The organism is Halolamina sp., from assembly GCF_036626355.1.
Taxonomy (GTDB): domain Archaea; phylum Halobacteriota; class Halobacteria; order Halobacteriales; family Haloferacaceae; genus Halolamina.
In genome coordinates this window covers 1-9,322 of record NZ_JAZKRY010000101.1, presented here as the reverse complement: position 1 = coordinate 9,322, position 9,322 = coordinate 1, and the positions used below count along the sequence as shown (strand labels likewise).

Here is a 9,322-nt window from a genome sequence, read left to right as displayed (position 1 = left end):
CCCCTCACCGACACGGATGGTCACGGCGGGACAGACTCGCAGTAATCACTATGAGACGCTCGGTTGGGGCGGGTGGTTGCCGCGCGTGGACGTCTCCCTCCGCGAGAAAGAGCTGCGTAACGAAGAGAAATGAACGTGTGGTCGGCCCACACTGCGGCGTTACTCCTCGAGGTGTTTGATGCCCTCTTTCGAGACGTTCGCCTCGGTGATCACTTCGGGCATCCAGTCGGGCTTGTTGTCAGGCGCTTCCTCCTCCCACGCCCAGCCCTCGTAGATGTGGACTTTGTCGGTCCCTTTCTCCCGAAGTTTGAGCGATTGCCGGTCAGCGTCCTCTTCGGAGTCGGCGGGGGTAAGCCGGCGTGCAGCTTTCAGCGCCGCCTGCCGTGGCGTGTTCCCGGAGAACACGCTTTCCTCGCCGTCCTGTTCTCGCAATGCAAAGTTCCGCTTACCGTCTTCTCGTACCATGGTTTTCGTCTCCATGCGGGTGGAACACATGGCGTTATATAAAAATATCGGGGAATACGGCGCCTTCTGCCAGGGGGTTTTTATACACCCCTACCGCATCACCCGAAAACCGGGGCGAAAATCCGCCGCTTTCACCCCCTTCGGTGCTCGCGCGCGGCAGGCTTGGGAACAAACACTTTAGTATCACCTCCAGCCAAACTCAGATAGATAGAGCAGATGGTCCGCAAGAAGAAGCTCAGCCCGAGCGGGGCCAAAGACGAGAACGGCGAGTACCATAACGTCCATGTGAACCTCCACGAGGACGAACTCGAGGTTGCCGGCATGGATATCGGTGATGAGGTGTTCGTCCGTGTCCGCGACGGGAAGATCATCATCCAGAGCGCCGATGCGGACGACGTCGAACACGACTTCTGAGCCGCTATGACCAGCACGCGATGAGCCTGTACACGCTCACAAAGCCCGTCCTGTTCTCGCTCCCGGCCGAAACCGCCCACGGTCTCGTCAGCCGCAGTCTGGAAGCCGTCCAGAACACTCCCGTCGAGTCCATGCTCCGCGGCACCTACGTCGTCGACGACGAGCGGCTCTCGGTGACGGCCTTCGGCCAGGAGTTCCCCACCCCTGTCGGCGTCGCCGCCGGATTCGACAAGAACGCCCGCGTGTCGCGTGCGCTGGCCGCGCTCGGCTTCGGCCACGTCGAAGTCGGCGGCGTCACCGCCGAGCGCCAGCCCGGCAACCCGCGCCCGCGGCTGTTCCGGCTGAAACCCGACCGTGCGCTCATCAACCGGATGGGGTTCAACAACGAGGGCGCCGACACCATCGGCGCACGGCTGGACGAGACCACCCTCCCGAACGTCCCGATCGGCATCAATATCGGCAAGTCGAAATCAACGCCCCTGGAGGAGGCGCCATCGGATTACCGCTACACGTACGAGCGCGTCGCGGACGCGGGCGACTACTTCGTCGTCAACGTCTCCAGCCCGAACACCCCCGGGCTCCGCTCGCTCCAGAACCGCGAATCCCTCGAAGCCATCATCGGCGAACTGCAGGACGCGGGCGCCGCGCCCCTGTTGGTGAAGCTCTCCCCGGACCTCCCCGGGCCGGCGATCGAGGACTCGCTCGCAGTCGTCGACGAGATGGGCCTCGACGGCGTCATCGTCACCAACACGACCACGGAGCGGCCCGAGAGCCTCACCGCCCCACAGCAGGCCGAACGCGGCGGGCTCTCCGGCGATCCGATCGAGGAGTGCGCGACGGGGCTCGTCGGCTTCGTCGCCGAACGGACCGACGTGCCGGTCATCGGCGTGGGCGGTATCAGTGACGCCGAGGGTGCCTACAGAAAGATTCGTGCGGGCGCACGCGTCGTCCAACTCTACACCGGCCTCGTCTACGAGGGGCCCTCGCTCGCGCGAGACATCAACGAGGGGCTGCTCGACCTGCTCGACCGCGACGGCTTCGACTCCATCGAGGACGCCATCGGCGTCGACCAGTAACACGAGTTATCGGGCCTGGGGCGGTTCCGCTGCGGTTCTCCGGCAACTGTCTTCTTACTCCTGGACGACAACCAGCGCGTCCTCGGTTTCGACCAGTTCGCCGTCGCCGGAGTACCGCCGTTCTCGCTCGACGGTGAACTCCGCGGGGCCGAGTTCGTGGCCCGCGACGGTCAGCGTCTCCTCACCCAGGTCGTACTCGCCGTTCTCGATGCCTTCCTCGATCTCGGGCACGTCAGCACCGTACTCCGGCCCGACGACCGAGTAGTCGAGGTCGATTCCCGTGGTGACCGACTCGACCTCGGGTGCCTCCTCTTTCGCTTCCAGCTCCCTGACGTGCATCACGTTCCGGATGTCGTTCTCGAAGCCGCTCACGTCGCCGTAGACGGTGACACGCTCGAGTTCGGCGTTGAGCGGAAGCTGTCGCTCGCTCTTGTAGCGTCGGAGCGCGCCGACGACGGCCATCGCCGTCTCGCCGGCATCGTGGTCGGCGTCGACGCCGGTCGGCTCGGGCCACGCGGTCCGGTGGAGACTCTGGAACTCGTCGTCGCTCAGGGATTCGCCGTTCGCCTCGCCTCCCACGTACTGGTCCTGCCAGATCTCCTCGGTGATGTGTGAAAGAACGGGTGCAAACAGCTTCAGGAACCGCTTGTGGGCAGTCCGGAGCGTGTACTTCGCGGAGTCAGCATCGGAAGCGGACGCTTCCGATTGGCCGGCGGGAGCTTCGCTCCCGCCAACGTCGTCCTCCTCGCGAACGCGCTGTTTGGCGATCTCGAGGTAGTCGTCGCAGAACGTCCCCCAGAAGAAGCTCCGCAGGCTGTCGCGTGCCTTGGAGAACTGCCGCTCCTCGAGCATCTCCGCGACGAACTCGGCCTCGCTGTCGAGTTCGGCGAGCAGCCAGCGGTCGAGCGCCGACAGTTCGGCCTCGTCGAGGTCGAGGTCCTCGTCGGGCGTGAGCGAGTCGACGAGTTTCGAGGCGTTCCAGAGCTTCTGCATCAGCTTCTCACCGGCGCGCAGCCCCTTCTCCTGGTAGGGGAGGTCGTCGCCGATGGAACTCCCGGCGGCCCAGAACCGCGCGGCGTCGACGGGGAACTTCGCTGTCACCTCGGCGGGTGTGACGACGTTGCCGACCGATTTGGACATCTTTCGCCGGTCCTCGTCGAGCACCATACCGTTGATCATCACGGCGTCGAAGGGCACCTCGCCGGTGTGCTCGTAACATTTGACGACGGTGTGGAACAGCCAGAACGAGATGATGTCGTGGCCCTGTGGGCGCAGGTCCATCGGGAACAGCTCCGGATTCTCCATCTCGAAGCCCTCGCTCTCGGCATCCCAGTCCCAGCCGGCGTTGATGAGTGGCGTGAGCGAGGAGGTGGCCCAGGTGTCGAGCACGTCGTCCTCTGGGACGAACTCCTCGTGATCGCACGCGGGACAGGCGTCGACGGGGGGGTCGTCCGAGAGCGGGTCCACGGGGAGGTCCGCTTTCTCGGCCATCACGGCCTCGTCACAGTTCTCGCAGTACCAGACGGGGAACGGGATGCCAGAGGAGCGCTGACGGGAGATACACCAGTCCCACTGGAGCCCCTCGATCCAGTGTTTGTAGCGGGAGAACATCTTCTCGGGGTACCAGTCCATCTCTCGGCCGGCGTCGAGATACTCGTCGGTCCGGTCGAGTAGCTCGACGTACCACTGGTCGGCGACGAGGAACTCGACGCCGACGCCACAGCGCTCATGCACGTTGACGGTGTGGGTGATCTCCCGGCGGTCGAGCAGCGCATCCACGGCCCGGAGGTCCGAGACGATGGCCTCACGGGCGTCGCTCGCGTGCATCCCCTCGTACTCGTCGGCAACCTCGGTGAGGTGGCCCGACTCGTCGATGGCGAGGCGGAGGTCCAGGTCGTGGGCCTGGTACCACTCGATGTCAGTCTGGTCGCCGAACGTACAGCACATCACGATACCCGAGCCGGTTTCGCGGTCGACCCGCTCGTCCTCGATGATGGGAACCTCCTGGCCGAACAGCGGAATCTTCGCCTCCTGACCGACGAGGGTCGCGTTCTCCTCGTCCTCGGGGTGGACGAAGACGGCCACGCACGCGGGGAGAAGTTCCGGGCGGGTAGTGGAGATGGTGAGCGCCTCCTGGCTCGCGGCGTCAGGGTCTCCCCCCGGGGCTTCGCCGCCGTCGACGAGTTCGAACGCGATATCGTGGAAGTGGCTCTCCTGTTCGTCGTCCTCGGTTTCGACCTGGGAGATGGCGGTCTCACACTCCGGACACCAGATGGCCGGGGCGCGCTTGCGGTACTCCCGGCCCTGCTCGTAGAGATCGATGAAGGAGAGCTGTGAGATGCGCTGGACCCGCGGTTCGATGGTCCGGTAGGTGTTGTTCCAGTCGATCGAGAAGCCAAAGGACTGCATGTTCTCGGTGAACTCCTCCTCGAAGCCGGCACAGACCTCCCGGCATTTCTGCTGGAACTCGCGGCGCTCGAACTCCTGATGGCGGATGTCGAGTTCGTCCTCGGTCAGGCGCTCGGAGGCGATACCGTTGTCGTCGTAGCCGAAGGGGTAGTACACCTCTTGGCCCTGCATCCGGGTGAAGCGGGCGACGATGTCCTGGAGGACGGTGCCGTAAACGTGGCCCCAGTGGAGGCTACCGGAGACGGTCGGCGGCGGCGTGTCGATGGCGAAGGCGGTGTCGGGGTCCTCGACCCCCTGGTAGGCGTACGTCTCGTCGTCGAGCCACCGCTGTTGCCACTTCTCCTCGACCGCGTCGGCGTCGTAGGGACCGCTGGGCATGTTGTCTGAACGTTCCCGTGAGCGCCTGTTAAAGAACTCGGTCCTGTGGGTGGCGTTCTACGTGGTCACGGGGGAGCGCGCCGGCAGTCACTCGCCACCGGCGAGAACCTCGACGTCTACGACGTCCAGCGAACCATCGGCGGTGGCCCGGCAGATATCGCCGGCGACGTGGAACGTGACCTCAACCAGCCGGGCGTCGCGCTCGCGGTGGAACCGCCGCACCCGCTCGTCGCGGGCGGCGATCGAGCCGAACGAGGTCACCGCCTCCCGGCCGCACACCTGACAGTAAACACGGCGGCGGCGTCGACGGCGACGGCGTCAGCCGTCCGGTGGTGACGTCGGGCTCGACGGTCGGGCTGTCCGTGTAGCGCCCGGCGACGACCGGGCGAGCCAGCCGCCGACCCCGGCGGTGAGCTCGTAGCCGTCCGCTGTCTTGGTGACGAACTGTGGTCGGAGCTCGCTGAGGTGGTAGTTGAAGTGGGCCGAGTCGCCGACGGCGAGCTGCTCGTACAGCGCCGAGAACGCGACCGGCGTGTCGAGCTCGTGGAGCGCGCGCAGAATTGCGACCCGGGTGTCGTCGCTCACCAGAGCGAAGGCATCGGCGGAGATATCCCCCGATACGGAGCCAGTCGCCATAGTGTGTTCGCCGGCGCTTCACGCTGGCGCTCACCGGCCTGCCGGCGTCGAACGGAACCGGAAAACCGATATCCGGTCATTCGAACGACAGTCGCATGCAGACGCACCTCTCGCTCGAGTACGGTCACGACGACGACCTCCCGGCGGGGCACGTGAACGAGGTCCGGACGCCCCCCACCCTCGTCGAACGCTTCCTCGAGGCGTACACAGAGCCGGGCGACGCCGTCCTCGACCCGTTCGCGGGCTACGGGACGACTCTCACAGTCGCCGAACGACTGGACCGCGTGCCGTACGGCGTCGAGTACGAACAGGAGCGGGTTAGCTACAGCCGAGACCAGCTCACGGCTCCGGAGAACGTCCGGCAGGGCGACGTGCTCGACCTGGATTCGTCGTGGCTCCCGGCCTGTGCCTGCTGTTTCACCTCGCCGCCGTTCATGGAACGGAGGGACCACCGGAACCCCTTCAGGAACTACGCGGGCGAGAGCAGCTACGACGAGTACCTCGACGACATCGAGACGGCGTTCACCCGCCTCGAATCGGTGATAGCACCCGGCGGCACCGTCGTCATCGATGTTGTGAACATGAAGTACGAGGGGCGAGTGACGACGCTGGCGTGGGACATCGCCGAGCGCGTCGGAACCGTCTTCGATTTCGACGGCGAAGTCGTCGTCGCCTGGGAGGACAGCGACGACCACGACCGTAACGGGGCGTTCGGCTACGGCTACGACCACTCCTACTGTCTGGTGTTCTCGACCGGGGAGGGGTGAGACGCCGCCCGACCAGAAAACCCATACCCCCGCTCCAGAACCAATCTGTATGGCAGTCGACATTGTCTCCGTGCTCCACACCGGCGTGTTCCTCGCCGTCGTTCTCGGCCTCTACGGCTGGCTCGTCGGGGTCGTGTGGACGCCGTTCCTCGTGTCGAAGCGGCTCCGCCAGCTGTTCGACGCCCTCCCCCCCCGCGAGTGGCTGGTGAACTACGTCCTCTGGATTCCGCTCCCGGCGGTGGTCTGGGGCTTTCTCTTCGGCGCCGGACTCTCGCTGAGCCGCGACGTGCTCTCACCCGGAACGGCGTCACCGCTCTACGCCGCAGGGGTGGACGGCATCGTTCTGGCGACGGTGGTTTCACTGGTCCTGTGGCCGGTCCTGCTCCTGTACATCCTCCCCGAGAAGGGGATCGACTGGGTTCCCGAGGGGGACCAGCCGAATGCGGCCCTGCTCGTCGTCGCGGGGGTCGTCTGGTACCTCGTCTTCCTCGTCGGCCCGGCGTACGTCTTCACCCTCTTCGCCGGGTTCGGCGACTCCTTCTCCGGCACCTGAGCCGCGTAAGAAGGATTCGCGCTGTCGACCCGGTCAGTTCGCGAGCGCGTCCAGCCGGAACTCGAACGCCGCGACGGGCACCTCCAGGTCACGCGCGACCAGCACCTCGGGGTGTAGCTCCCCGATGACGCCAACCGACTCGCCGTCGATGACGACGTCGGCGACGCGGCCGTCGATGAAGCTGGGGTGGTCCGTCGCCGGCGTCGAAAGCGTCACGTCGAACTCCGAGACGAGCGCCTGCAGCCGCCCTTTGATCTCCTCGTAGGTCGCATTCGTGCGCGCAATCGCGCCCGCGACGGTGCGGTGCTCGGCGACGTTCGTGTTCACCGTCTCGTCGCGGTTCGCGACGAAACCCACCTCGGAGAGCTCCTGCGGGTAACGCCGGTGGGTGTTGTTCTCCAGGACGTGCATCAGCGAGGGGAGCGCCCAGGTCCGAAGCTGGGTGTAGTCCTCGCTGTACGAGCTAGTGACGTTGACCGCCGGTTCGCCGCCGAGGACGTCGCTCCCCTCCTCGACGTTCATCCGCTCGTAGTTCTCCGCGGGCGAACTGAGGTGGAAGTTCAGGAGGTCCTCGAAGCCGAGTCCCACGAGCGCCGTCCGGGTAGCCCGCTCCAGCCGGCTGCGCTCGTGTCGGCCGCCGATGGTCCCGATGACGGGGTATTTCGGCTCCAGATCGTCGAAGCCGTACGCCCGGCCCACGTCGTCGACCAGGTCGACGGGGTGGAGCACGTCGACGCGGTAGGGCGGGATCTCCACCTCGTACGCTGTCTCTTCCCCAAGCTTCGCCGACGAGCCAAGCCCGGAGCGGGCGAACAGCTCCTGGACCTCCTCCATCTCCAGGTCGATGCCCAGCGTGGACTCGATGCGCTCGTGACGCACGGTCTTCCGGCGCACGTCGAGTTCCGGCCGGATCAGGTGGTCGCTGTCCCGCTCGCCTGGCGCCTCGGGCTCGTACACGACGTCGACCTCCTCGATGGAGCCGCCGCGGGCGTCGAGGGCGTAGCAGATGATGGCGAGCATCCGGTCGATCGTCCACTGGTCGGTGCCGGTCATCTCGACGAACAGGTTCCGAGAGCCCGTCGATAGCTCGGTCCGCTGGCCGTTGATGACCGGTGGGAACGAGAACAGCCCCAGTTCGTCGTAGATCGCCGGATAGCGCTCGTACTCCGAGACGATGTCGGCGTACGTCTCGCCGGTCGGATGCTCCGCGAGCACGTCGGCCGGTGTCATCGCCTTGTCCGCGTCGAGCGGGACGAACGTGTCCTCCTCGGGTTCGACGCCGCGGTAGGTGATGGTCGGTCCGCCCACGTCAGTAGCCTCATCGCCCCCCGGAGCGCCTGCTCGGTGCGCGCCGTCTTCGCCCCCCACAGGGGTGAGGTCGTCCGTCGGGTCGCTCGTGTCCCCGGCGAGGTCGCGCTCATCGATGCGCTCGCCCTTCAGCATCACGAGGTCGTGGATGCCGATGGCGCCTTTCGCGCGCTGGCGCCCCATCGTCGCGTGGAGCTTCTCCTGTAACTGGATGAGCGAGTCGAGCGCTGCCTCGTCCAGGTCGATGCCGCGGACGACTGCGCCGGTGACGTACGGCCGCTCGTTCGGCACCGAGGCGTCCACCTGGATAGTCCAGTCGGGGTCGTTCGTGTCGGGGACGTAGACGCCCGTGTCCTCGCCGTACTGGTAGCGTAACGAGCGGGCGACCCCCTCGACCGAGAGCCGGTCGAGCCGGTCGGGGGCGAACTCGAACTGGAGCTCCCCCTCCTCGGTCTCGCCCTCGAACTCCAGGCCGAGGCCGAACAGGTCCTGCTTGAACGCGTCGTCGTCCTTCTCGTCGTGGCCGGTGAGCGTCCGCAGCTCATCGGGGTCGATATCGACAACAGGCATCAGTAGATCACCTCCGTGTTCCGCAGGAACTCGAGATCCGCCAGCGTGCCGTGCAGGTCGCGGATGTCGTCGGCGCCGGTGTAGAGCATCGCCAGCCGCTCGAGTGCGAGCCCCCAGGCCATCACGTCACACTCCACGCCAAGCGGCCTGAGCACCTCTTCCCGGAAGAGCCCGCTGTTGCCGATTTCGATCAGCTCGTCCGTCTCGGGGTGGCGGCCGAACAGCTCGAAGCTGGGCTCCGTATACGGGTTGTAGTGGGGTTTGAACTGCACGTCGGTGATGCCGAACTGGCGGTAGAACTCCTCGAACGTCCCCATCAGGTCACGCACCGAGAGGTTCTCGGCCATCACCCAGCCCTCGATCTGGAAGAACTCCAGCAGGTGGGTGGCGTCGATGGTGTCGTTGCGGTACGCCTTCTCGACGGAGAAGTAGCGCTGGGGGGGCTCTACGCTCCCCGACTCCGACGCTTGCCCGTCACCGTCGGAGAGTGCCTCGGCCATCCCGGAGAGATACCGCATCGAGAGCGAGGTGGTGTGGCCCCGGAGCGCGACCTCACGGGCGAACCCCTCGTCCCACGGCGAGTGGTAGCCGTCACCATCGTCGCCGACGCCCTCCCGGTGGGCGTTCTCGACGGCTTCGACGAGCTCCTCGGGGAGCTCGTCGACGGGGTCCACATCTAGCGCGAACCGGTCCCAGTGGGTGCGCGCGGGGTGGTCCTGGGGCATGAACAGGCAGTCGTTGATCCA

At 66.1% G+C, this 9,322-nt stretch carries 10 protein-coding genes; 4 read left to right on the top strand and 6 right to left on the bottom strand.

Annotation, left to right across the window (positions count from 1 at the left end; all coding sequences use genetic code 11):
- Positions 1-159: 159 nt before the first annotated feature.
- Positions 160-465, bottom strand: coding sequence for a non-histone chromosomal MC1 family protein (locus V5A38_RS13275; protein WP_332326244.1), 306 nt, complete (start codon positions 463-465; stop codon positions 160-162).
- 216 nt (positions 466-681) lie between these two features.
- On the opposite strand from V5A38_RS13275, the gene V5A38_RS13270 reads away from it, so the two are divergent.
- Positions 682-879, top strand: a complete 198-nt coding sequence (locus V5A38_RS13270; protein WP_332326243.1) for a hypothetical protein — start codon at positions 682-684, stop codon at positions 877-879.
- Positions 880-899: 20 nt separating this feature from the next.
- Positions 900-1,955, top strand: a complete 1,056-nt coding sequence (locus V5A38_RS13265) for a quinone-dependent dihydroorotate dehydrogenase (protein WP_332326242.1) — start codon at positions 900-902, stop codon at positions 1,953-1,955.
- Between the two features lie 54 nt (positions 1,956-2,009).
- Here V5A38_RS13265 and V5A38_RS13260 read toward each other — a convergent pair whose 3' ends face one another.
- The 3 genes from V5A38_RS13260 to V5A38_RS13250 all read right to left on the bottom strand — a co-directional run bounded on the left by V5A38_RS13260 (position 2,010) and on the right by V5A38_RS13250 (position 5,378).
- Entirely contained in the window at positions 2,010-4,742 is a 2,733-nt protein-coding gene (locus V5A38_RS13260; RefSeq protein WP_332326241.1) for a valine--tRNA ligase, read from the bottom strand.
- An 87-nt stretch (positions 4,743-4,829) separates the two neighbouring features.
- Positions 4,830-5,003, bottom strand: coding sequence for a hypothetical protein (locus V5A38_RS13255; RefSeq protein WP_332326240.1), 174 nt, complete (start codon positions 5,001-5,003; stop codon positions 4,830-4,832).
- A gap of 57 nt (positions 5,004-5,060) precedes the next feature.
- Positions 5,061-5,378 (bottom strand): hypothetical protein, encoded by a 318-nt coding sequence (locus V5A38_RS13250; RefSeq protein ID WP_332326239.1) that lies wholly within the window; start codon positions 5,376-5,378, stop codon positions 5,061-5,063.
- Positions 5,379-5,473: 95 nt separating this feature from the next.
- Here V5A38_RS13250 and V5A38_RS13245 point away from each other — a divergent pair, with 95 nt between their 5' ends.
- Together V5A38_RS13245 and V5A38_RS13240 are read left to right on the top strand one after the other, a co-directional pair.
- The gene (locus V5A38_RS13245; RefSeq protein ID WP_332326238.1) at positions 5,474-6,145 is read left to right on the top strand and encodes a DNA methyltransferase; all 672 of its coding nucleotides are present in this window, start codon (positions 5,474-5,476) and stop codon (positions 6,143-6,145) included.
- Positions 6,146-6,194: 49 nt separating this feature from the next.
- A complete protein-coding gene (locus V5A38_RS13240; protein ID WP_332326237.1) occupies positions 6,195-6,698 on the top strand; it encodes a hypothetical protein in 504 nt (167 codons plus the stop codon).
- A gap of 33 nt (positions 6,699-6,731) precedes the next feature.
- On the opposite strand, the gene pheT is transcribed toward V5A38_RS13240, so the two are convergent.
- Together pheT and V5A38_RS13230 are read right to left on the bottom strand one after the other, a co-directional pair.
- A complete protein-coding gene (gene pheT, locus V5A38_RS13235; RefSeq protein ID WP_332326236.1) occupies positions 6,732-8,576 on the bottom strand; it encodes a phenylalanine--tRNA ligase subunit beta in 1,845 nt (614 codons plus the stop codon).
- A partial coding sequence (locus V5A38_RS13230) for a phenylalanine--tRNA ligase subunit alpha (protein WP_332326235.1) occupies positions 8,576-9,322 on the bottom strand: 747 nt, incomplete at its 5' end. The genes pheT and V5A38_RS13230, both read right to left, overlap by 1 nt.